This window comes from Devosia sp. Z11_6 (assembly GCF_058133665.1).
The window spans coordinates 799,255-822,431 of sequence record NZ_JBYUNQ010000001.1; the positions used below are offsets into that span (position 1 = coordinate 799,255).

A 23,177-nucleotide genomic window follows, 5' to 3' on the forward strand; every position below is an offset into this window, starting at 1 on the left:
CGGTGACCACAAGGGTCTTGGCGCCGCTGTCACGCCCCTGCTAAGGACACCCGAGCCCCGGTTCCGGGGCGGAGCATCCCATGTCCGCGCCAACTTCCCCCGCTACGTCCCCATCCACGACGCGCCCGCAAAGCGCCGACGCGCGCACCGGCGTTCTTGCCGCGATCGGCACGTTCCTGTGCTGGGGCTTCCTGCCGCTGCTGTTCCGGCAGCTCGATGCGGTGGGCTCGGTGATGATCGTCGCCGAGCGCACGCTGTGGTCGTTGCTGCTCTTGGGCGTTATCCTGCTCGTCACGCGCAAGTTCGGCGAAGTTCGCGCTCTCTTTGCCGATCGGCGCAAGGCCATCATCATGCTGGTGTCCGCGGTGCTGCTGGGCGGCAACTGGCTACTTTATATCTGGGCGGTGGAAACCGGTCAGGTGATCGAGGCCAGCTTTGGCTATTTCATCAATCCACTGGTCAATGTCGCCATGGGCATGGTGCTGTTGGGCGAACGGCAGAACCGCCTGCAAACCATTGCCATCGCCATCGCCGCCTTCGCCATCCTGCTCCAGGCCATCGGCATGGGCAGCTTTCCCTTTATCGCGCTCGGTCTGGCGCTGACCTTCGGTTTTTACGGCTACTTCCGCAAAACGGTTATGGCCGGCCCGGTGTCGGGCCTGTTCGGGGAAACGGTGCTGCTGGCTCCGGCGGCCCTGGCCTATGTCGTCTTCAACATCGCGACCTATGGCTGGGGCGCCCATGCTGATCCGGGCACGATGGTGCTGCTCATGCTGACCGGCCCCGCCACGGCGGTGCCGCTGCTGCTGTTCGCCTATGGCGTGCAGCGGCTGCGCCTGACCACGATCGGCATGCTGCAATATATTTCGCCGTCCCTGCAGTTCATGGTCGCCGTCTTCGTGTTCCACGAGGAGCTCAACGGTGTGCGGCTCCTCAGCTTTGGGCTGATTTGGCTGTCCCTTGCCGTGTTCAGCTATGACAGCTTCCGCAATCGCCGGCTGCCGGTGGAGCCCGTTCCGGCAGGCTAGCCTTTGGCCTCGCCCATCCCGGTCTCGCGGATCAGCTCGGCCACTTGTTCAAACACCCCGGCAAATGGCGATCCATCTCGCCATACAAGCGACAGGTGCCGGCCTGCGCGGGGCGGCGCCAAGGGGTGGATGGCGATGCGGTCGCCCGCTTCCTTGCGCAAAGCAATGCGGGGTAACAGCGTCACGCCCTGGCCGGCGGCAACAAATTCCACAATGGTGGACAGCGAAGTGGCGGCAAAGGTACGGCTCGATAGCTCGCTGCCGAGATCGCAAGCCGCAATGGCCTGGTCACGAAAGCAATGGCCTTCATCGAGCAACAAGATGCGCTCAGGCGGCACGCCGGCCAGCGATACCGGACCCTCGCGCGCTTCCGCCAAACTCGTGGCCAGCACAAAGGGATCCTCGAACAAGGGGAGGCTGCTCAGCTTGGGGCCGCCCCTTGGCAGCTCGGAGCCGATCAGCGCCAGATCAAGGCTCCCGTCGCCCAGCGCCGCCAGCAAGGCGCCCGTGCGGTCCTCGCTGATGGCAAAGCGCATTTCGGGCAGCCGCTGCGCCAGGGCCGGGAAAACATCGGGCAGCAGATAGGGCGCCACAGTTGGAATCAGCCCGAACCTGAGCGGTCGGTCGGGCGCGGTGGCGGGCCCGGCGGCAAAACTCGCCAGCGCCTCGGCTCCCGATAGCAGCGGGCGGGCCCGCCCAACGAACTCGCGCCCAAAGGGCGTCAGGCGCACTTCCCGCACCAGCCTATCGAAGATCGGGATTCCGCACCAGGCTTCAAGTGACTGAATTTGCTGGGAAAGTGCGGGTTGAGTAACGTTGCAGGCGGCGGCCGCGCGGCCGAAATGGCCGAGATCGGCGACCGCGATGGCGTAGCGAAGCTGTTTGAGGGTAAAGCTCATGATAGGTTCATCTTATCGCATTAAGAAGATCAATCAATTTGCCTGATGAAGATTGATTGGGCACAAAGCTGCCAGATTAGAACGGGTCCAGCTTGCTGACTCGTTGGCGCAAGGAGTTTCTCGTGAGCGACAGACCAAGACTGACCACCACCGCCGGTGCGCCGGTTACCGATAACCAGAATGCCAAGACCGTCGGCCCGCGTGGCCCGGTGCTGCTCGAGGACTACCAGCTGATTGAAAAGCTCGCGCACCAGAATCGCGAGCGCGTTCCCGAGCGCGTGGTGCATGCCAAGGGCTGGGGCGCCTATGGCACCCTGACCGTCACCGAGGACATTACGCGTTATAGCCGTGCCGCCTTGTTCTCGCATGTGGGCAAGCAGACCGAAATGCTGCTCCGCTTCTCGACTGTGGCCGGCGAGCAGGGTGCCGCCGACGCCGAACGCGACGTGCGCGGCTTCTCGCTCAAGTTCTATACCGAAGAGGGCAACTGGGACATCGTGGGCAACAACACGCCCGTGTTCTTTGTCGCTGATCCCTACAAGTTCCCTGACTTCATCCACACCCAGAAGCGTCATCCGCGCACCAATCTGCGCTCGGGTACCGCCATGTGGGATTTCTGGTCGCTGTGCCCGGAATCGCTGCACCAGGTCACCATCCTCATGTCCGACCGCGGCATCCCCCAGGCGCCGATGTTTATGAACGGCTATGGCTCCCACACTTTCTCCATGTGGAATGCCAATGGCGAGCGGTTCTGGGTTAAGTTCCACTTCAAGACCCAGCAGGGCCACCGCACCTTCACCAATCGTGAAGCTGAGGACGTCATTGCCAAGTCGCGCGAGAGCTACCAGGAAGAGCTTTACACCACGATCGAGAACGGTCAGTTCCCCAAGTGGACCTTCTTCATCCAGGTCATGCCGGAAGGCGAAGAAGACGAGTTCGAGAGCCGCACCGGCTGGAGCGCGTTCGACCTGACCAAGGTCTGGCCCCATGCCGACTATCCGCTGATCAAGGTCGGCGAGATCGAGCTCAACAAGAACCCCGAGAACTACTTCCAGCACATCGAGCAGGCTGCCTTCAACCCGTCCAACGTGGTCCCGGGCATCGGCTTTTCGCCTGACAAGATGCTGCAGGGCCGCTTGTTCTCCTATCCCGATGCGCAGCGCTACCGTATCGGCGTCCACTATCAGTCGATCGAGGTCAACAAGCCCCGCTGCCCGGTGCATCATTATCACCGCGACGGCGAAGCCACGCTCGGTATGCGCACCAATGCGGACGCCTATTACGAGCCCAACAGCTTTGGCGGCCCGGTGGAAGATCCGAGCTTTGCCGAACCACCGCACCGCTATGAAGGCGTAGTGGGCCGCTATGACTTCCGTGGCACGGCCGATCACTTCAGCCAGCCGCGGGCACTGTTTGCCCTTTTTGACGAAGGCCAGCGCCAGCGGCTGTTCTCCAACATTGCCGAAGCCATGAACGGCATCCCCCAGTTCATCGAAGATCGCCAGCTGGCGTTGTTCGATCAGGTGGACCCGGCCTATGGCGCCGGCGTGCGGGCAGCTCTGGTCAAGGTGAAGGGCGAAACCGATGCCGAGAAGACCTCGAGCATCAGCACCAGCCACAGCAGCGAAGTCGGCTCGCACTAAGTCGCAGAGATGATCGAAGGGGCGCACTGGTTGCGCCCCTTTCTTCTATCTGGTTGCGTACAATTTTAGTCAATTGCTCCGCATCCGTTTGACCGGGCGCAAGCGAGTGCGGGCGCAGGGTGGTTTTACGCATAGTCGTGGAGACCACCGATGAACGAACTCGATCAAGGCCAACGCGCATTCTCCAGCTTCCGGGTCTTGAATGGCGAGGACAATCACTCCGAGCGCGAACAGCTGTTCCGCAACATGGCGCAATTGTTCAGCTATGTTTCCGACCGCTGCGACGATGAGCAGGTTGCCCAATATGATGAGGTGCTTTGCCACCTGGCCGAGCTGGTCGAGGTGGAAGCCCGCGCCCATGTCGCCAAGCTGCTGGCGCCGCTGGAACGCGCTCCGGGCACTGTCGTGGTCAAGCTCGCCAATGATGATATCGAAGTGGCGCGTCCGCTGCTCGAATTCTCCAATGTCCTCAGTGACGACGATCTGATCGACATCATCAGCAAGCAGAGCGAAGCGCATCGTGTCGCCATTGCCAGTCGCCCCAGCGTGCCCGAACGGGTGGGCGAGGCCATTATCGAGCATGGCGAGACTTCCTCGCTGGTGCGGCTGGTGCGCAATTCCCATGCCGAGTTCGACCGGGCGACGTTGCAAAAGCTGGTCGCCCGCGCCACCCAGGACGCCGAGATCGCCCATGACCTGCGCGGCCGGCACGATCTGGATTGGCAGTCGCTGCGCGGCGAGATCCACCAGCTGTCGGACAAGGTGCTGGAAGATCTCTCGCGGGCCGAGAGCACGCTGGATCCGGTGGCCGCTGGCAAGGTCAACGCCGTGGTGTTCAACCGCATCCGCAATGGCGTCGGCTTTGCCGCCTCCGAGTGGAAGCTGGCCTATAACCAGGTCAAGGCGCTGTCCGATCGCAAGCAGTTGGACGACCGCGCGCTCGCGCGCTTTGCCCGCTTTGGCTATGGCCACCACGCGGCCGCTGCCATCAGCGTAATGCTGCGCATCACCCCGGAAGTGGTGGTGAAGTGGCTCGCGAGCCAGGATTATGTCGCGGTAAGCGTCGCGCTCAAGGCCGCGGGCGTTGCGCCCGACCTGTTTGCAGCCCTTTTTGCCGTGCTGCCCTGGCGCGATCTGCCCAGTGCCGATGACAAGGCATTGATCCAGCAGCGTTTCGTTGGCATGGATCGCGAGGAAGCCGACGAGATATTTGCGCTGTGGCGGGCCCATTCCTTCCGCAAGCGCACCGCGACCGACGAACGCGCCTCCGCCTAGGCCCAAGCCTCTGGACCTCCGTCCCAAAGGGATATAAAGATATCTTTATATCTCGTGAGGGCTGATGGCTGAGTTGGCGGAATTGGTGGGAGTGCTCAAGGCGGCAGGTGAGGGGACTCGCCTGCGCCTTCTGGCTTTACTCGCTGGCGGGGATCATTCCGTCAAGGACCTGACCGAAATCCTTGATCAAAGCCAGCCGCGCGTTTCGCGCCATCTCAAGCTCCTAGCCGATGCTGGCCTCGTGCAACGCAATGCCGAGGGCGCCTGGGCTTATTATGGCCTCGCCCAGGATGGCGAAGCGGGAGCGGTTGCGCAATGGCTGGTGGGGCGGGTGGATCACACCGACCCAGAGCGGGTGCGCGACTGCGAGCGGCAGGCCGAGGTGCGTGCCGCCCAGCAGGCGCAGGCGGCGCATTACTTCGCCAAGGTCGCCGGCAGCTGGGACCTGCTCAAAACGCTCCATGTTCCTGAAGACGCCGTCGAATCGGCTGTGCTTGAGGGCTTCCAGGCAGGGGCGGTGGAGTTGCTGCTTGATCTGGGTACCGGCACCGGGCGCATGCTCCAGCTGCTGGCCGACCGCTACAAGCGCGGCATCGGCGTTGATTCCAGCCGCGAAATGTTGAGCGTGGCGCGCGCGCGGCTTGGGTCGGCCGGCGTGACCCATGCGCAGGTGCGGCTCGGAGACATGGCCGAACTGGACCCTGCACTCGGACCGGCCGATGCGATCGTGATCCACCAGGTTCTGCATTATTTCGATGATCCGGGCCGCATGCTGATGGGCGCGCGCGAATTGCTCAAGCCAGGCGGGCAGATGGTGATTGTCGATTTTGCCCCTCATGAACTGGAATTCCTGCGCACCGAGCACGCGCATCGTCGGCTGGGCTTGTCCCAGGCGCAGATGAGCGGTTGGGCCGCGAGTGCCGGGCTGCAGGTTCAGACCGTGCGGGAATTCCCCAGTGACAATGGCGAACGCGGGCTGACCGTCTGCCTGTGGCGCCTCTGCGCATAAACTTGAATGGAACAGCCATGATCGAAGACAGCGACCGCACCAGCCGGCAACTTGCGGAAAAGCGCCCGCCGCTTCACCTTTCCTTTGAGTTTTTCCCCCCCAAGAACGACGCTACCGAGGAGCGCTTCTGGGAAAGCCTGCACAAGCTCGCGCCGCTCCACCCCGAATTCGTTTCCGTCACCTATGGCGCCGGGGGCACGACGCGCGAACGCACCTTGCGCATGGTGTCGAGCATCACCGACCAGACCGGGCTATCGGGTGCCGCGCACCTGACCTGCGTCGGCGCCACGCGCGACGAGGTTGATGCCGTCGTGCGCGCTTATCAAGCCGCCGGGGTCAACCGCATCGTTGCCCTGCGCGGCGATCCGCCGGAAGGGGTAGGGCAGCCCTTCACGCCCCATCCCGAAGGCTACCGCAACGCCGCGGACCTCGTCGCCGGTATCCGCCGCATCGGTGATTTCGACATTTCCGTCGCGGCCTATCCCGAGCGGCACCCGCAAAGCCCCGATTGGCAAAGCGATATCGATAATTTGAAGAGCAAGCTCGACGCCGGCGCCACCCGCGCGATCACGCAGATGTTCTTCAACAATGCCGATTACCTGCGCTTTCTGGAACGTGCTCGCGCCGCCGGCATCACCGCCCCGATCATCCCCGGCATCCAGCCCATCCACAGCTTCAAGCAGATCTCGGGCTTTGCCGCCCGCTGCGGCGCTTCCATCCCACCCTGGATGGTCGAGCGATTCGAGGGCCTGGACGATGATCCGGAAACCCATGCGCTTGTGGCATCCGCCGTGGCTGCAGAGCAGGTCACCGAGCTACTCGACGAAGGCGTCACCGCCTTCCACTTCTATACGCTCAACCGCTCCAACCTGGTGCTGGCGCTTGCCCGGCTGCTGGGGCGGCGCGCCAATTAATTCCGCCTTAACCATGTTCTGGTGGCGTGGCCAGATGCCGTTCAGGTTCTGTTCAGGCGCGTGGCCGCTATGTGGCGGGCTGACATGGTCTCCTTGAAATGGCCATGAAAACCGTCTTTCTCCCGGTTTTGAGGGCGGGACAACAGGGTTTGAGAACATGAAATTCGATCGTCGTCTCACCAATGGCCTGGCATGGGCCGGTCTGTTTGTTGTTGTCGGCGTACCCGTCGCCGATATGCTGTCAGCCCAGCTGCTGGGCGAGCCCGAGCGCGTGGCCGTCACCTCGCCCCAGGCGCCGATCCCTGCGCCAGCGGGCGAACGGCCCACAGCCAAGCCGGTAAAGGAAGCTGTCTCCAGCGCACCAACAACTCCGGTCGCCGCCAAGCCAGCCGCGATCGCCCCGGTCAAGGCTGATTCGGCGGCGCCCGCCAAGGCAGTAGAGCCGGTCAAGCCCGTGGCCGAGCCCGCAAAAACCGGCAACAAGCCCGGCGATCCGGTGAACTCGTTCCTCGAGTCCGGCAAGGCGATGCCTTCCTATATCACCGAGGCCAATTCTGCGCCCCAGGCTGCCCCCGCTCAACCGACGGCTCCGGCTCCCGTTGTGGCTCCGGCTCCCGCTCCGGCCGTTGCCGCTGCGCCGCTCGAGCCCGCGGCTCCTGGAGTTGACCCCGTGGAAGTCGCTTCGCTGCCGCCCCAGAAGGTGGCACCCGTGCCGATGCCACTGTCCATGCGTCCCCCGGCGCAGATTGCCGTGGCACCGAGCCGGGATGAGCCCGTGATCATTCCGCCCGATGTTGTCAGTGCCGACCGTGGCCGGATCGACGCTGACGATCTGGAGGACTGGGAGTCCGGCCCGCTCTCCGAATTCCTCAACCGGCGCCAGGGCGGATCCGGAAGGACCGCCGGCTTTGAGGAAGAATTCTATCCCGAGGAACCGGTTCGCCGGGGCCGGGATCGCCTGATCGGGCCCGTTGAGGAAGTTTATATCGTCCCCTTCCGCTGATGGGCTGGCATGCGCGGGGAGTGGTGGACGCCGCCCCACGCCGCCGGTATTTTCCCAACCCAACTGGCCGACGAGTCGTTCGCCGGACGCTGCCGAAAGGAGCCGCAATGCTGTGCTGTGTGCGCAAAGTGGAAGAGAACAAGGATCGCTGGGAGAAACTCTCGGCCTTTCTCGGCTCGTTCACGCGTCGCACTGGACTGGCCGGCTCTGTCGCCAATATCCTTGATCCCGACACCTGGCTGCCGGGCGGACGCGACGCAGCCTTTACCCTCGCGCTGATTGCGCTTTCGGCCAAGATGGCGGTGGCCGATGGGGCGGTGACCGCCTCGGAAGTGCGTGCCTTCAACGCGACGGTCGAAGTCTCCCAGGAGCAGGAGCCTCAGGTTGAGCGCTTGTTCAATCTGGCCAAGCAGGATGTAGCGGGTTTTGAAAGCTATGCCCGCAAGATCGGCCGCTTTTTCGCCGACAGTCCCGACACGCTCGAGCATGTGCTCGATAGCCTGTTCTTTATCGCTACCGCCGACGGCATGGTGCATGAGGCCGAGCTGGAATATCTCCACTCCGTGAGCAACATCTTCGGCTTTGATGAAGCGCGCTTCGAGCAGATCTCGGCCCAGCATGTCATGCTGGATAGCGATCTTGACCCCTATCTCGTGCTTGGCCTGACTCCCGGCGCGCCACCAGAAGAAGTGCGCCGCGTTTATCGCCTTCTTGTTGCCGAACACCACCCTGACCGTCTCATCGCCAAGGGCGTACCTGAGGAACTGATCGAGGTTGCTACAGCGCGCATGGCGGCGATTAATCTGGCCTATCAGGCGATTACCAAGCCACGCGTCCAGCCGCTGCTGCCCAGCAGTGCTTGACGGCACCAACGATCCGTTTCTACAAGGCCCATGCCAGTTGACCGGGTGGCCGCTGCCGGATGGGTAACCATCCGGGAGAGGAAAGTCCGGGCTCCTTCGAAACACGGTGCCGGGTAACGCCCGGCGAGGGCGACCTCAGGGAAAGTGCCACAGAAAGCAAACCGCTCCGGCGCGCCGGAGTAAGGATGAAAGGGTGCGGTAAGAGCGCACCGGGGACCCAGCAATGGGGACCGCACGGTAAACCCCACCGGGAGCAAGACCAAATAGGGATGACGCGGGGCTTCATGCCCCAGCCGGTTTTGAGGCCAGATCATCCGGGTTGGTTGCACGAGGCGCCTGGCAACAGGCGTCCTAGATGAATGGTCACCACGTACCGCGCGCAAGCGCGGTGCCCTACAGAACCCGGCTTACAGGTCAACTGGCGCCTTTTACGAGGCAGAGAACTGGAGCGACACGCGGGTGCCGCGTCCCTCGGCCTGATAGGCGACAGTGCCCCCAAGGCCGTGGGCCATTGCCTTGACAATACGGCTGCCCAGGCCCGTGCCCTGGGGCTTGCCGGTGCCGTTCCAGCCGATCCCATCGTCTTCCACCACCAGGTCGATCAGTTCGCCCTTGCGGGCAACGCTGATGCGCACTTCGCCACCGGCATCGGCGCCATAGGCGTATTTTATGGCGTTGGTGACGAGCTCGGTCACGATAACACCCACGGAAGCGGCCTTTTCCGTGGGAATGGAGATGTTCTCGACCGCAACGAGGATGCGCGAAAGGCTGCCCGCCGCCTGCATCGAGGTTTCAAGTTCGCTGGCAAGGCTTTGCAGATATTCGCCAATATGGACCGAGCGCACATCGTCAGTGGTGTAGAGATGCCGGTGCACGCCCGCGATAGCCTGGATGCGGGCCTGGGTTTCGGCCAGCGCGCTGCGAGCTTCCTCATTGGTGATGGCATTGGCCTGCAGGCCCACCAACGCCGCCACCATGGCCAGGCTATTGGCCACGCGGTGGTTGACCTCGCCCAGCAGCGTTTCGGCGCGGTCCTTGGCCTCGCGCATTTCCTGCTCCGCCTTGGCCTTGGCGCGGTTGAGGCGTTGCAGGTCCACGGCATGGCCGATCGCGCTGGTCAGGAGTTCCAGGAAGTCCATGTCGACGGTTTTAAGGACGTAATCGGCCGCGCCCGCCTTGAGCGCCGCCACCGCCACGGCCGTTTCCACCGTGCCAGTGACATAAACCACCGCCGGCCGGTCAGGCATATCGGCCAGTTGAGCCAGAACATCGAGCCCGGTGCCGGTGGGCAGATTATGATCCAGCGCCACCACGTCGATGCCGCCTTGCGCAATGCGCGCCAGGCCTTGTTCGCCCGTCGTTGCATGCTCGAAGATATAGCCGCGTCGCTCTATTGCCTTCTGCACAAGGCGTGCAAGGCCGGCATCGTCATCGATATAGAGCACATAGGGCGTGCGGTTAGGCATGGGTCAGTCGGCTTCCGGAACCTGAATCACCGAGAAAAACAATCCCAACTGGCGAATCGCGTTGGCAAACCCGTCATAGTCGACCGGTTTGGTGATATAGACATTGGCGCCCAGATCATAGCAACGCTGGATTTCGCGCTGGTCATCAGTGGTGGTCAGCACCACGACCGGCGAGCGGCGGGTATGTTCGTTGCTCTTGACCTTCTCGAGGATGTCGACGCCGGTCATGTCGGGCAGGTTCAGATCGAGCAGGATCAGCAATTGCCGTCCGCTGCTGACTTCGCCGCTGCCATCATTGCCCATCAGATAGTTCAGCGCCGAGGTGCCGTCGGTGAAGGGGATGATCTGGTTGCTGACGCCGGCCCGCCGGATGTTCTTCTCGATCAGCCGCGCGTGCCCCTCGTCGTCCTCGATCATGACAATGGTGACGGGTGTGCCGGAGTTCATTTTGCATTGCTCCCGAGATAGCTGCGCAGATCGCGCGGCAGATTGATTCTAAAGGTCGTTCCTTTGCCCAGCTCCGAGGAGAGGGTAATTTCGCCACCCAGGCTGCGCACCATGGTGCGCACATGCGCCAGGCCGATGCCTTCGCCCGGTTGGCTCTGGCTACCAGAGCGGCGGAAAAGTTCAAAGACGCGCTCATGGTCAGTAGACGCAATGCCGCGGCCGTTATCGATCACTTCGATGTTGAGTCGGTTGCGCTCCGCGGGCAGGGCGCGGATGGCCACGGTCAGCGGTCGGCCAGGTTCCTGGTACTTGACCGCATTGTCCAGGAGATTGCCGAGCACCTGTTCCAGCGAAAGCCGGTCAGTGACGAGGCGTGCGACCTTGACCTCGGTTGTAACCGAGCCGCCATTTTCCGTCACCTGATGCTGGATGGCGCTGACCGAAGCGTCGATGATTTCGGCGAGGTTCAGTGCTTCGGGCTTGAGCTGGCGCCGGCCTTCGCGGGAAATCTTGAGGATGGCGTTGATCAGTGCATCCATCTTGCGGGTCGAAGAGCGGATAAAGCCGATCGCCTCCGGAAGGTCCTCCGTGGCGGCCAGGCGCGCCTCGGCGAATTTCGGATCGCCCGATTCTTCGCGCTCGCTCATATAGTCACGCAGGGTAGCGACGCTGGTTTCCAGTTCGCTGGTAAACCCCATGATGTTGACGAGAGGCGCGCGCAGATCATGGGTCACGATGTAGGCGAAGCGTTGGATTTCCTCATTGGCCTTGCCCAGGTCCGCGGTGCGTTCCTGCACCCGCTCCTCAAGGCTTTGATTGGCTTCTTCCACTTCGCGGCGCGCCCGGGCAATTTCCCTGGTATAGGCCAACGCTGTCCAGACTGAGCCCCCCACCACAGCAACGATCACCAGCGCGCCAAAAATGGCGACCCAACGCAGCGCGGTGGCGGCATTGCGCTGGTCGACCACGCCGGTATCGAGGCGCTCCTGTGCGCTTGCCACCAGTGCCACGAGGAAGTCGCGGGTGCGCCCCATGTTCTCATTGCCGGTGTCGCTGTTGACGATCGCCAGGGCGGCATCACGGTCGCCAGCGCGCATGAGATCAATAGTTCGGGCAAGTTCTTGCAGCTTGATGTCGATGGCAGATTGGAGTTCGACAAGGCCTTCGCGAAGCTGGGGATAGGGCGCCAGCACGGTGACCAGCCGCTGCTGCAACACGGGCAGGCGTTGAACGGCCCCGGTATAGGGTTCCAGATAGGCTTCGTTGCCTGTCAGCAGAAAACCGCGCTGCCCTGTTTCGGCGTCCACCAATGCGTTACGCAGATCGGTAGCGGCGCTACGGATTTCGCGCGATACGACCACCTCGTTGAAATAGCCCTGAGTGCGCTCAACCAGCCAGATCGTCGTGCCGACAATGCCGACCAGTGCAAAAAAGCCGACCAACAAGAGAATGGTGGTCGCGCGAACAAAGGCATTGTTCGATATCGGCATCAAATTACCCTGAAGTGACGGTTGTTCATGGCCTAATCCGCTGGAGGGGGCAACCTTGAATTCCGCCCTCCAGGTGGGCAGGCGTCGCGCGCGATGCGTCGGGTGTGATCGGCAACTTGCCGCGTGCGCGACATGGGAAACAGAATCTTAAACACACTGGTCCAAGAGTGAGCTTGGTTTGAGTGACCCGCATCGACGCGGGCGTGGAGTTATGGTCGCATGGGCAAGAGTAAGATGCCCGAAGCCAGCCAAGAGAATATGTCGCATATCCCCGTGCTCCTCGATGAGGTGCTGGCGGTGTTTGCGCCTGTTCATGGCAAGCGAATCGTTGATGGCACTTTTGGTGCCGGCGGCTATTCCCGCGCGCTCTTGGCTGCCGGGGCCGAGGTCGTGGGCATTGATCGCGATCCAAGCGTGCTGCCCTTTGCCGATGCATTGAAGGCCGACTACCCCGACCGGTTTACCTTTCTGCCGGGCACATTTTCCCAGCTTGACGATTTGGCGGGCGAGCAGGGCCCGTTTGACGGGGTGGTGCTCGATATCGGCGTCAGCTCGATGCAGCTGGACGAGGCCGAGCGCGGCTTTTCCTTCATGCGCGAGGGTCCACTCGACATGCGCATGAGCGGGGCAGGCGAAAGCGCTGCTGATCTCGTCAATGGCCTTGAGGCAGAAGCGCTTGCCAACCTGCTTTATGCCTTCGGCGAAGAGCGCAAGTCGCGGCGTATCGCCCAGTTCATCGTGGCGGCCCGCCAGGAAGCGCCAATCGAAACAACCTTGCAGCTGGCCCGCATCATCGAGAAAGCCATCGGCCGCAAACCCGGCGATGCCCATCCGGCCACCCGCTCGTTCCAGGCGCTGCGTATTGCCGTTAATGCCGAGTTCGAGCAGTTGGTGCAGGGCCTGTTCGCGGCCGAGCGCCTGCTAGGTGAAGGTGGGCGGCTCGCCGTCATTACCTTCCACTCCCTTGAAGACCGCATCGTCAAACGCTTCTTTGATCCCGACAAGGGCGCGCCAACTCAGTCACGGCACCTGCCGCAGGTGGTGGGCGAACAGCGGCGCTGGGTCGAAGTTGCCAAGGCGAAAAAGCCTGGCAGCGCCGAGCTTGAGCGCAACAGCCGCTCGCGGTCGGCCATTCTGCGCTGGGCGGTCCGGGGCGCTGCGCCCGCCCGTCCGGTGCGAATGGAGGGCCTTGGCGTGCCAACAATCCGGGGGAATGCATGATCCGCAACCTCAACATTCTGCTGCTGTTTTCCAGCGTGCTGATGCTTTCGGGCGTTTACGCGCTGAAATTCTCCATCGAGCACACCGCCAGTGAGCGCACCGCGCTGATCGCCCGCATCGACCAGCAGGAGGGTGACCTTTCTCTGCTCAAGGCCGATTGGGCGGTGCTCAACCAGCCCGGCCATATCGATCCGATCGTTCGTCGGCACCAGGCGGCGCTAGGCATTGTGCCGGTCAAGCAAGAGCAGTTTGGCTCTTTTGCGAGTCTCCCCATGCGGCCGGTCAAGCCCAACAGCGCCGCGCTTAACGCGCTGTTCCAGTCGCTGGACGCCGGCATCGACCCCATCGACGCTATTCTCGAACTTGAGGGTATTGAGTAATGGCCTTGGCGCACGAGAATTTCGCCCCGCCCATTTCGCTCGACGGCGCCCGCAAGGTTCGCGGCAATCTCACCCAGGCGCGCATTCGCTGGATGATCTTCGCGATCGTGCTGGGTTTTGCCCTGGTGAGCGCGCGGCTGGTGCAGTTGGGCATGGTCGTGCCCGACTCCACGATCGAAGGGCAGGCACGCGACCTGATCACCGCGACTCGCCCACCAATTCTTGACCGCAATGGGCTCGAAATGGCGGTCGATATTCGTGTTCCCTCGCTGTTTGCCGAGCCGCGCCGCATCATCGATGTGGAAGAAGCCGTGCAAAAACTGCGCACGGTCATCCCTGATCTCGACGAGAAGTGGCTGCGCGACCGGCTCACCGGCGACAAGGGCTTTGTTTGGCTCAAGCGCGAGCTGTCGCCCTCCATCCAGGAGCGGGTGATGCGGCTGGGCATTCCAGGCATCGACTTCATCACGGAATCCAAGCGCTTTTACCCCGGCATGGCCGAGGCTTCCCACGTTCTGGGCTCAACCAATATCGACAACCAGGGCATTGCCGGCATCGAGCGGCACATGGACGGCGAAAACGTCGCGCTCCTGCAGGAGCTGGGTCTTGCCCGCGGCAATGCGCTGACCCCGGTTGAGCTTTCCATCGACATGCGCGCCCAGCATGTGATGCACGAGCAGCTGATGGACGCGATGACGCGCTACCAGGCGATTGCTGCCGCCGGCATCATGCTCGATGTGCATACCGGCGAGGTCATTGCGCTCGCCTCCGTGCCCGATTTCAACCCGAATGATCCCGCCTCCGCACTGGTCAAAGACAGCTTCAACCGCATCACGGCCGGCCTTTTCGAGCCCGGCTCCATCTTCAAGACCGTGACCATTGCCGGTGCACTCGATAGCGGCGCAGTGTCGGTGGGCGATCAGTTCGATGCGCGCTTCGGCGTTCGCTTTGGCCGCTTCACCATCGATGACTTCCACGGCAAGCACCGCATTCTCAGCCTGCCTGAAGTTTATAAATACTCGTCCAATATCGGCACGATCCGCATCATGCAGGCCATGGGCAAGGAGCCCTACCGGCAGTTCCTGAGCACGATGGGCTTTGACCAGCGGGTACCGTTCGAGCTGCCCGAGATGCGCTTGCCAACGGTTCCCAAGCAGCTGTCCGAAGTTGGCGCGGCCACCGCGTCTTTCGGTCACGGCTTATCGGTTTCCCCGCTGCACATGGCGGTAGCCTATGCAGCATTCGTCAATGGCGGCAATTACGTGCCTCCCACGCTTTACAAGCGTGACCTGGGGGAGGCCGAGACCCTGTACCGGCGCGTCCTGCAGCCATCCACCAGTGATGCCCTGCGCTATCTCATGCGGCTTAATGCCCTTGAAGGTTCGGGCTCGCAGATGAACAAGGAAGCGCTGGGTTATCGCGTCGGCGGCAAGACCGGCACGGCCGAAAAGGTGGTTGACGGCCGCTATTCTTCCAGCAAAGTCACCAACTTCTTTGCGTCGGCGTTCCCGCTGGACAATCCGCGCTATGCAATGGTGATCATGGTCGACGAGCCAAAGGCCGAAAACCCGCAGTCCGGCACCACCGCGGGCTGGAATGCCGGTACCGTCACCGGCCGCATCGTGCAGCGGGTTGCGCCCATGCTGGGCATCGCGCCCGATTTCTCCGAAGCGCTCGATCAGGCGCTGAAGCCCGCTGGCGTTTACTAAGGCGAACCACAAGGACCTGTTGCAGTGTCACTGAGCGTATCCCAGTTGCTGGAAGGATCAGGCGCCGCGCCGGTCGAGGATCTGGGTGCGGTGTTCGGCCTCAACTCGGACAGCCGGCGGATCGAGCTGGGCGAGCTGTTCTTTGCGCTCCCCGGCGCAGCGGTGCATGGCAATGCCTTTATCGCCGATGCGGTGGGGCGCGGGGCCCTGGCAGTGGTCACCGATCTCGCGCCGGCCCAAGATCCGGGCGTGCCGGTCATCTTGGTTCCCGATGTCCGTGCCGCCTATGCCCGCGCCGCCGCGCGCATCTTTGCGCCCCAGCCGCAAACCGTGGTGGCGGTCACCGGCACCAATGGCAAGACGTCCGTCGCGTCTTTCGTGCGGCAGATCTGGCAGCAGGCCGGAATTGCTGGCGCCAGCATCGGCACGCTCGGGGTGCAAACCGCCACGCGCCACATCGAGGGCAGTCTCACCACCCCCGACGCGCGATCGATCCACCAGAACATGCGCGCGCTCAAGGGGCAGGGCATCGACCATGTCGCGCTCGAAGCCTCCAGCCATGGTCTTGACCAGCGGCGTCTCGAAGGTATGCGCTTTGCCGCTGTCGCCTTCACCAACCTGACGCGCGATCATCTCGATTACCACGCCGATATGGATGAGTATCGCGCGGCTAAACTGCGGCTCTTTAGCGATCTGCTGGCCGATGGCGGCACGGCGGTGGTCTATATGGACGATCCCGAGCACGCGGCTTTCCTCGCGGCCGCGGCCGAACGGGGCGCAAAGCTGCTGGGCGTTGGCCATGCCCCCGGGGCTGCCATCCAGATCCTTTCGGTGACAACGCAGGGCTACGGGCAGCGCGTCGAGGTCCGCTTCGAAGGCGAAACCGTGAGCTTTCACCTTCCGCTCACCGGCGAGTTCCAGGTCGGCAATGCCCTGGTCGCCGCCGGGTTGGCGATAGCGAGCGGTGTCCCAAAGGCGCAGGCTTTCGCCGCGGTGGAGCAGCTGCGTGGCGCCAAGGGGCGCCTGGAGCTCGTAGCCGAGCACAACGGCGCGGCGGTGTTCGTGGATTATTCCCACACGCCCGACGCCTTGAAGACCGCGCTCGTGGCTTTACGCCCCTATGTGACGCGTGATCTGCGTGTGGTCTTTGGCGCCGGCGGTGATCGCGACAAGGGCAAGCGTCCGCAGATGGGCGCCGTTGCAGCCGAGCTGGCGGACAAGATCATCGTCACTGACGACAATCCCCGCACCGAAATTGCCGCCACGATCCGCGCCGAGATCATGCATGCGGTACCCCGCGCCGCAGAGATCGGCGATCGCGGCGAAGCCATCAGCACCGCCGTTGCCGCGCTCCAGCCCGGCGACGTTTTGCTCGTTGCCGGCAAGGGGCATGAGGATTACCAGATCATCGGCACGACCAAGCACCACTTCTCGGACCACCAAGCCGTGGCCGAGGCAATCAAGAGACTCTGATGCCCGCACTCTGGACCCGAGACGCCCTGTTGCAAGCCACAGGGGGGCGGATGGTGGGAACGGTTGGGGCGAGCATCGGCTCGGTCTCGATCGACTCGCGTGACCTGGGTCCCGATTCCTTGTTCGTCGCCATCAAGGGCGACCGCTTCGATGGTCATGACTTTGTGGCCCAAGCCCTGGCCAATGGCGCCGCTGCTGCATTGGTGAGCGAGGGTCGGGGCGAACAAGACGGCTGCATCGTCGTCCCCGATGCGCTGGAGGGACTGCGCGATCTCGCTCGCGCCGCCCGTGCCAGGAGCGAGGCGCTGGTGGTTGGCGTCACCGGCAGCGTTGGCAAGACCACCACCAAGGAGGCGATCCGCACCGTGCTCGAGGCGGCAGGTCCGACCCATGCATCGATCAAGAGTTTCAACAATCACTGGGGCGTGCCGCTGATGCTGGCCCGTATGCCAGCGGAAGCGCAGTTCGGCGTCTTCGAAATGGGCATGAACGCCGCCCGCGAGATCTCGCCCTTGTCGCAACTGGTGCGGCCGCATGTCGCCGTTATCACCAATGTGGCCGCCGCACATCTGGAAAATCTCGGTTCTTTGGAAGCCATCGCCGCGGCCAAAGCTGAGATCTTCGAGGGGCTCGAGCCTGGCGGCACCGCGGTGCTCAATGCCGATCACCCCCAGATCGAGCTGCTGCTCGAGGCGGCAAGCAAGGCGGGCGTTCAACGGGTGATCACCTATGGCTTCACCGAGGGCTGTGACTGGCGCATCCTCGAAGCGGATCTGCAAGCCGAGGGCAGCACCGCCACGCTCGAGCATGCCGGCGAGCGCATCTCGCTCCATCTCAACACTCCGGGCCGCCATATGGTGGTCAATGCCGTTGCAGCGCTGATTGTCGCTGACCTCGCCGGAATAAGCCGGGAGCCTGCCGTGGCAGCATTGGCCAGCTTTGGCGCACAGCCGGGCAGGGGGCAGCGCCTGCTCCTGGGCGATCCCGAGCGCCCGCTGCTGCTGATTGATGAAAGCTACAATGCCAACACCGCCTCGATGACTGCGGCGCTCGACGTCTTTGCGGCCCAGCCCGCACCCGGCGGCCGCAAACTGCTGGTGCTGGGCGACATGCGTGAGCTTGGCGCTCAAAGCGCTGCACTCCATGCCAGCCTGGCCGAAGCAGTTCTGCGCTCGGGCGCCGAGCGTATCTACCTGGTCGGCCCCGAAATGGCCGCCCTCGCCACTACACTGGGCGCCGGGCGTGTGGCTTGCCACACACAAACGGCAGCAGAGATGGGGATGATCGTGCTCAACGATCTTGCTTCGGGCGATGCAGTTATGATCAAAGGGTCCAACGGCGTGGGGCTAGCGGGCGTCGTTGAAAAAATCCGGGGCCATTTCCACCAGAAATAGCCCACCCACGCGAGGACACCTCCCAGAAATGCTGTACTTTCTTGCCCAGTTGGGGGACACGCTCGCGGCGTTCAACGTCTTCCGCTACATCACCTTCCGCACGGCGGGGGCGGTGGTTACCGCCTTGTTCTTCGTGTTCCTGTTTGGGCCGGGGATGATCTCCTTGCTGCGCCTCAAGCAAGGCAAGGGTCAGCCGATCCGCGAAGATGGCCCCCAAGGCCACCTGCTGACCAAGAAGGGCACGCCCACCATGGGCGGGCTGATGATCCTGTCGGGCGCGGTTATTTCGACCCTGCTTTGGTCGAACCTCACCAATGGCTATGTCTGGGTGGTCTTGTTCGTGACGGTCGGCTTCGGCGCCATCGGCTTTTACGATGACTACCTCAAGGTCAAGCGCATGAGCCACAAGGGCTTTGGGGGCAAGCAGCGCCTAGCTCTTGAAGCCATCATCGGCGTGGTGGCCTGCTACGCCATCTCGCAACTCTCGCCCGGCGCGTTCTCCAATGCGCTTTTGTTCCCATTTGCCAAGGGATTGGCGGTTGATCTTGGCATCTTCTTTGTGCTGTTCGGCGGCTTCGTGATCATGGCCGCCGGTAACTCGGTGAACCTCACCGACGGGCTGGATGGCCTCGCCATTGTGCCGGTGATGGTTGCCTCGGCCTGCTTTGCCCTGATCGCCTATCTCGTGGGTAACCAGGTCTTCTCGGATTACCTGCTGCTCAACCATGTCCCCGGCACAGCCGAACTTTCGGTGGTTTGCGGCGCCCTGATCGGGGCCGGCCTCGGCTTTTTGTGGTTCAACGCCCCGCCAGCCCAGATCTTCATGGGCGACACCGGCTCGCTCGCCTTGGGCGGCGCGCTCGGCTCAATCGCCGTCGCCACCAAGCACGAAATCGTCCTTGCCATTATTGGGGGCCTCTTCGTGCTGGAAACCGTGTCGGTGATCGTTCAGGTCGCCTCGTTCCGTCTCACCGGCAAGCGGGTGTTCCGCATGGCGCCCATCCACCACCATTTCGAGCATATGGGCTGGACGGAGAGCCAAGTCGTGATCCGGTTCTGGATCATTTCCTTCGTGCTGGCGCTGATCGGGTTGAGCTCGCTCAAGCTACGCTAGTTGGCGGCGCTGCGCCGCAGTTGTCCAACTTGTTGCAAAATGCGATGCAAGTTGGAAATCGGTAACCATCCCTGGGTTAGATATGGGGACTAGTGTTCCGCCTGGAGGCCGCGAGGCCGACTGCCCATGATGTTTTCCCGTGCCGAAAAAACACCCATCGCCGAATGGTGGTGGTCGATCGATCGCGAACTGCTTGGGGCGCTGATCCTGTTGCTGACCTGCGGCATGGTGCTGAGCTTTGCCGCCAGCCCGCCGGTGGCCGAGCGCATCGGGCTGTCGCCGTGGTTCTTCATCATTCGCCACGCCATGTTTTGTGGGCTGGCGCTGCCCGTGCTGGTCGCAACCTCCTTGTTGAGCCACCGGCAGGCGCGGGTTGGCGCTCTCATTGCGCTGGGTGTCAGCGTTGTCCTGCTCTGGGCGACCCTGAAGCTGGGCACGGAAGTGAAGGGCGCCCGGCGCTGGATCACCCTGGCCGGCCAGTCCATTCAGCCATCCGAATTCGTCAAGCCGGCCTTTGCCGTGCTGGGCGCCTGGTTGTTCTCGGAATCGATGATCCACCGCAATGTACCGGGCAAGATCCTTGCCACGCTGATCATGCTGGTGATCGTTTGTGGCCTCTTGCTGCAGCCCGACATCGGGCAGACCGCGCTGGTACTGGCGACCTGGGCCGTGCTGCTGTTCCTGTCCGGCATTTCCTGGTTCATCATCTTTGGCCTGGCCGGTGTCGCAGCCGTGCTGCTGTTTGGCGCTTATATGTTCTTCCCGCACTTTTCGCGCCGCATCGATACCTTCCTCAACCCCGATGGTGGTGGCAATACCTACCAGATCGACCGCGCCCTCCAGTCCTTGCTGGAAGGCGGCTGGTTTGGTCGGGGCCCCGGCGAATCTATTGCCAAAAAGCTCATCCCCGACGCCCATGCGGACTATGTGTTCTCCGCCGCCGCCGGTGAGTTCGGCATTCTCTTCTGCATGGTTTTGGTGGGATTGATCGGCTTTATCGTTATCCGCGCCATGCTCGGGGCACAGCGCCAGAGCAGCCTGTTCGCCCGGCTCGCGGCTTCGACCCTCGCAATCCAGTTCGCCATGCAGTCAGGCATCAACCTGGCCGTGAACCTCAACCTCGTTCCACCCAAGGGCATGACCTTGCCCTTCGTGTCCTATGGCGGCACCTCGATGATTGCCATTGCTTTTGGCATGGGGCTGATGCTCGCGTTCACCCGCACCAAGCCCGAAGAACGCCTGGCCACCGGGCTGCCCAGTTACAAAAGCGCATTGGTGCCCGCAGAATGAAAAAGTTCATGTTGATGGCCGGCGGCACGGGCGGGCACCTGTTTCCCGCCATGGCCCTGGCCCAGGAATTGCGCCGTCGTGGTCACGTCATCGAGCTGATGACCGACCATCGGGTGGAAAGCTATGGCAGCGAATTCCCGGCGCGCGAAATCCACATCGTGCCCTCCGCCACGCCCTCGACGCGCAACCCGGTCAAGTTTGCCGCGGCGGCGGTCAAGCTGAGCGGCGGCGTTGCCGTCGCCTTGCGCAAGCTGCGGCGCAGCCGACCTGATGCCGTTATTGGCTTTGGCGGCTATCCCACCTTTCCACCATTCGTCGCAGCAAGCCTCCTGGGCATTCCCGGCATCCTGCATGAGCAGAATGCCGTAATGGGTCGGGCCAACCGCGCGCTGGTGCGTTTCGCCGATCTGCTTGCCCTGAGCTTTGCCAGCACCAAATATGCCGAGGCGCTGCAGATCGAAACCGTGCTCACCGGCAATCCGGTGCGTGACCGGGTGCGCGCCGTTGCCGATCGCCCCTATGCGGCGCCCGATTCCGAAGGGCCGTTGCACCTCGTTGTGTTCGGCGGCAGCCAGGGCGCCAAGGCGCTGTCCGACATTGTCCCCGCCGCCATTGCCGAGTTGCCCGAAGCCCTGCGCCAGCGCCTTCAGGTACTGCAGCAGTGCCGCGCCGAAGACCTCGACCGGGTGGCCGAAATTTACCGCAAGGCTCGAGTCAATGTTGAACTGGCGGCCTTTTTCGGCGACCTGCCGGAGCGCATCGCCGCCTCCCATCTGGTGATCGCCCGCTCGGGTGCATCGACGGTGGCGGAACTCTGCGTCCTCGGGCGCCCCGCAATCCTTGTGCCGCTGCCTGGCTCGATTGATGCCGATCAGAAAAACAACGCCCTCACGGTCGAAGCGGCCGGGGGCGGCTGGGTGGCCGAGCAGGCTACGCTCTCACCGCAATCGCTTGCGACACGCCTTGGCACCTTGTTGACCGACCCTCCGGCTCTTGCCACCGCAGCGGCCCGGGCCAAGGGGCTGGGCGCGCCCCATGCTGTGGAAAAACTCGCTGACCTCGCCGAAATGCTGGCGGGCAAAGACTTTCAAGAACTGGAACATACCCCATGAAAATGCCGCGCAATATCGGGCCGGTCCACTTTGTCGGCATCGGCGGCATCGGCATGAGTGGCATCGCCGAAATCCTGCACAATCAGGGCTATGTGGTGCAGGGCTCGGACGCCGCTGCCAACCCCAATGTGCAGCGCCTGCGCGACATGGGCATCCGCATCGAGATCGGCCAGCGCGCCGAAAATCTCGGTGAAGCCGCTGTTGTCGTCGTCTCTTCCGCCATCAAGAAGGACAACCCCGAGCTGGTGGCCGCCCGTGCCCGGGCGCTGCCGGTGGTGCGGCGTGCCGAGATGCTGGCCGAGATCATGCGCTTCAAGAACGCCATCGCCATCGGCGGCACCCATGGCAAGACCACGACCACCACCCTGGTCGCGACGCTGCTCGATGCCGGCGACCTTGATCCCACCGTTATCAATGGCGGCATCATCAATGCCTATGGCACCAATGCGCGCCTCGGCGCCGGCGAATGGATGGTCGTGGAGGCCGATGAAAGCGACGGCACCTTTGTCAAGCTGCCGGCCGACGTTGTCGTCGTCACCAATATCGATCCCGAGCATCTCGATCACTATCGCGACTTCGAGGGGGTCAAGCGCGCCTTCCACAACTTCGTCGAGAACGTGCCCTTTTACGGCTTTGCGGTGATGTGCCTCGATCACCCCGAAGTGCAGGCGCTGGTCGGCGAGATCCGCGATCGCCGCGTCATCACCTATGGCACCAACCCCCAGGCCGATGTGCGCCTCGTGGACCTGGAAACCGTGGACGGTATCAGCAAGTTCTCCGTCGAGATCCGCGACCGCATCCGGTTGACCCAGCTGCGCATCGACGGGCTCGAACTGCCCATGCCGGGCGAACATAACGCCCTCAACGCTACCGCCGCCATCGCGGTGGCCGACCAACTCCATGTCCCGGCCGAAGCCATCCGCAAGGGCCTCAAGGGCTTTTCGGGTGTCAAGCGCCGCTTCACCAAGACCGGCGTGGTCGGCGGCGTCACCGTGATCGATGATTACGGCCACCATCCCGTCGAGATCGCCTCGGTGCTGCGCGCCGCCCGCCAATCCACCAAGCGCGACGTTATCGCCGTGGTCCAACCGCATCGCTATTCGCGCCTGCAGGATCTGTTCGACGATTTCTCTGCCTGCTTCAACGACGCCGACACCGTGATCGTCGCCCCGGTCTACGCCGCCGGCGAGCAGCCCATCCCCGGCGTCACCCATGACGAACTGGTCAACCGTATCCGCGCCCGCGGCCACCGCGATGCTCGCGTGATCGACCGCGCCGAAGCCCTTGCGCCGCTGCTCGCCAGCCGCGTGGCCAAGGGCGACTATGTGGTGTGCCTGGGTGCCGGCAACATTACGCAATGGGCCGCCGCGCTGCCGGCGGAACTCGGCGCGCTTATGGGGGAGGATCCCCAGTGAGCCACCCCGTCGCGTTCGCTGTTCCTGGAGCA

General features: G+C 63.2%; 20 protein-coding genes and 1 other RNA gene. 17 read left to right on the top strand and 4 right to left on the bottom strand.

The features are described 5' to 3' along the window. The first annotated feature begins 80 nt into the window (after window positions 1-80). A complete protein-coding gene (rarD, locus tag AC3YMN_RS03800; protein ID WP_489888980.1) occupies window positions 81-1,028 on the top strand; it encodes an EamA family transporter RarD in 948 nt (315 codons plus the stop codon). Here the strand turns inward: rarD and AC3YMN_RS03805 are convergent. Beyond that, window positions 1,025-1,927, bottom strand: coding sequence for a hydrogen peroxide-inducible genes activator (locus AC3YMN_RS03805; RefSeq protein WP_489888981.1), 903 nt, complete (start codon window positions 1,925-1,927; stop codon window positions 1,025-1,027). The genes rarD and AC3YMN_RS03805 overlap by 4 nt on opposite strands. A gap of 122 nt (window positions 1,928-2,049) precedes the next feature. On the opposite strand from AC3YMN_RS03805, the gene AC3YMN_RS03810 reads away from it, so the two are divergent. The 7 genes from AC3YMN_RS03810 (at window position 2,050) to rnpB (ending at window position 9,060) form a co-directional block, all read left to right on the top strand. Then, window positions 2,050-3,570 carry a catalase gene (locus AC3YMN_RS03810; RefSeq protein WP_489888982.1) on the top strand — a complete coding sequence of 507 codons (1,521 nt, stop codon included), beginning with the start codon at window positions 2,050-2,052 and terminating at the stop codon, window positions 3,568-3,570. Between the two features lie 150 nt (window positions 3,571-3,720). Beyond that, window positions 3,721-4,845, top strand: a complete 1,125-nt coding sequence (locus AC3YMN_RS03815; RefSeq protein WP_489888983.1) for a DUF2336 domain-containing protein — start codon at window positions 3,721-3,723, stop codon at window positions 4,843-4,845. Window positions 4,846-4,909: 64 nt separating this feature from the next. Continuing rightward, window positions 4,910-5,854: an ArsR/SmtB family transcription factor gene (locus AC3YMN_RS03820; RefSeq protein WP_489888984.1), complete on the top strand. Its 945-nt coding sequence runs from the start codon at window positions 4,910-4,912 to the stop codon at window positions 5,852-5,854. 17 nt (window positions 5,855-5,871) lie between these two features. Beyond that, a complete protein-coding gene (metF, locus tag AC3YMN_RS03825) occupies window positions 5,872-6,768 on the top strand; it encodes a methylenetetrahydrofolate reductase [NAD(P)H] (RefSeq protein WP_172123670.1) in 897 nt (298 codons plus the stop codon). Between the two features lie 157 nt (window positions 6,769-6,925). Further along, window positions 6,926-7,771, top strand: coding sequence for a hypothetical protein (locus AC3YMN_RS03830; RefSeq protein WP_489888985.1), 846 nt, complete (start codon window positions 6,926-6,928; stop codon window positions 7,769-7,771). Window positions 7,772-7,878: 107 nt separating this feature from the next. After that, entirely contained in the window at window positions 7,879-8,634 is a 756-nt protein-coding gene (locus AC3YMN_RS03835; RefSeq protein WP_127753575.1) for a J domain-containing protein, read from the top strand. 33 nt (window positions 8,635-8,667) lie between these two features. After that, window positions 8,668-9,060: RNase P RNA component class A (gene rnpB, locus AC3YMN_RS03840), an RNA gene on the top strand. Between the two features lie 2 nt (window positions 9,061-9,062). Here rnpB and AC3YMN_RS03845 read toward each other — a convergent pair. Genes AC3YMN_RS03845 through AC3YMN_RS03855 form a run of 3 tightly spaced genes read right to left on the bottom strand, consistent with a single transcriptional unit; the run spans window position 9,063 to window position 12,037 of the window. After that, a complete protein-coding gene (locus AC3YMN_RS03845; RefSeq protein WP_172123668.1) occupies window positions 9,063-10,100 on the bottom strand; it encodes a sensor histidine kinase in 1,038 nt (345 codons plus the stop codon). Between the two features lie 3 nt (window positions 10,101-10,103). Beyond that, a complete protein-coding gene (locus AC3YMN_RS03850; RefSeq protein ID WP_127753573.1) occupies window positions 10,104-10,547 on the bottom strand; it encodes a response regulator in 444 nt (147 codons plus the stop codon). Continuing rightward, complete coding sequence (locus AC3YMN_RS03855; RefSeq protein WP_127753572.1) at window positions 10,544-12,037, bottom strand: sensor histidine kinase; 1,494 nt, start codon at window positions 12,035-12,037, stop codon at window positions 10,544-10,546. The genes AC3YMN_RS03850 and AC3YMN_RS03855 overlap by 4 nt, the downstream gene beginning before the upstream one ends. Before the next feature lie 219 nt (window positions 12,038-12,256). Between AC3YMN_RS03855 and rsmH the strand changes: the two genes are divergently transcribed. From rsmH to murC, 9 genes are all read left to right on the top strand, one after another. Then, a complete protein-coding gene (rsmH, locus tag AC3YMN_RS03860; protein ID WP_489888986.1) occupies window positions 12,257-13,258 on the top strand; it encodes a 16S rRNA (cytosine(1402)-N(4))-methyltransferase RsmH in 1,002 nt (333 codons plus the stop codon). Continuing rightward, window positions 13,255-13,638: a cell division protein FtsL gene (gene ftsL / locus AC3YMN_RS03865; RefSeq protein ID WP_127753571.1), complete on the top strand. Its 384-nt coding sequence runs from the start codon at window positions 13,255-13,257 to the stop codon at window positions 13,636-13,638. The genes rsmH and ftsL overlap by 4 nt, the downstream gene beginning before the upstream one ends. Continuing rightward, entirely contained in the window at window positions 13,638-15,347 is a 1,710-nt protein-coding gene (locus tag AC3YMN_RS03870; protein ID WP_489888987.1) for a peptidoglycan D,D-transpeptidase FtsI family protein, read from the top strand. The genes ftsL and AC3YMN_RS03870 overlap by 1 nt, the downstream gene beginning before the upstream one ends. Before the next feature lie 30 nt (window positions 15,348-15,377). After that, a complete protein-coding gene (locus tag AC3YMN_RS03875) occupies window positions 15,378-16,820 on the top strand; it encodes a UDP-N-acetylmuramoyl-L-alanyl-D-glutamate--2,6-diaminopimelate ligase (RefSeq protein WP_489889197.1) in 1,443 nt (480 codons plus the stop codon). Beyond that, window positions 16,820-18,214 (top strand): UDP-N-acetylmuramoyl-tripeptide--D-alanyl-D-alanine ligase, encoded by a 1,395-nt coding sequence (locus AC3YMN_RS03880; RefSeq protein ID WP_489888988.1) that lies wholly within the window; start codon window positions 16,820-16,822, stop codon window positions 18,212-18,214. Before AC3YMN_RS03875 ends, AC3YMN_RS03880 begins: the two co-directional genes overlap by 1 nt. Before the next feature lie 28 nt (window positions 18,215-18,242). Next, window positions 18,243-19,328: a phospho-N-acetylmuramoyl-pentapeptide-transferase gene (gene mraY, locus AC3YMN_RS03885; protein ID WP_489888989.1), complete on the top strand. Its 1,086-nt coding sequence runs from the start codon at window positions 18,243-18,245 to the stop codon at window positions 19,326-19,328. A 129-nt stretch (window positions 19,329-19,457) separates the two neighbouring features. Then, window positions 19,458-20,618, top strand: coding sequence for an FtsW/RodA/SpoVE family cell cycle protein (locus AC3YMN_RS03890; protein ID WP_127755256.1), 1,161 nt, complete (start codon window positions 19,458-19,460; stop codon window positions 20,616-20,618). Beyond that, window positions 20,615-21,730 (top strand): undecaprenyldiphospho-muramoylpentapeptide beta-N-acetylglucosaminyltransferase, encoded by a 1,116-nt coding sequence (murG, locus tag AC3YMN_RS03895; RefSeq protein ID WP_489888990.1) that lies wholly within the window; start codon window positions 20,615-20,617, stop codon window positions 21,728-21,730. Before AC3YMN_RS03890 ends, murG begins: the two co-directional genes overlap by 4 nt. Then, window positions 21,727-23,145 carry a UDP-N-acetylmuramate--L-alanine ligase gene (murC, locus tag AC3YMN_RS03900; RefSeq protein ID WP_489888991.1) on the top strand — a complete coding sequence of 473 codons (1,419 nt, stop codon included), beginning with the start codon at window positions 21,727-21,729 and terminating at the stop codon, window positions 23,143-23,145. Before murG ends, murC begins: the two co-directional genes overlap by 4 nt. Window positions 23,146-23,177: the final 32 nt, after the last annotated feature.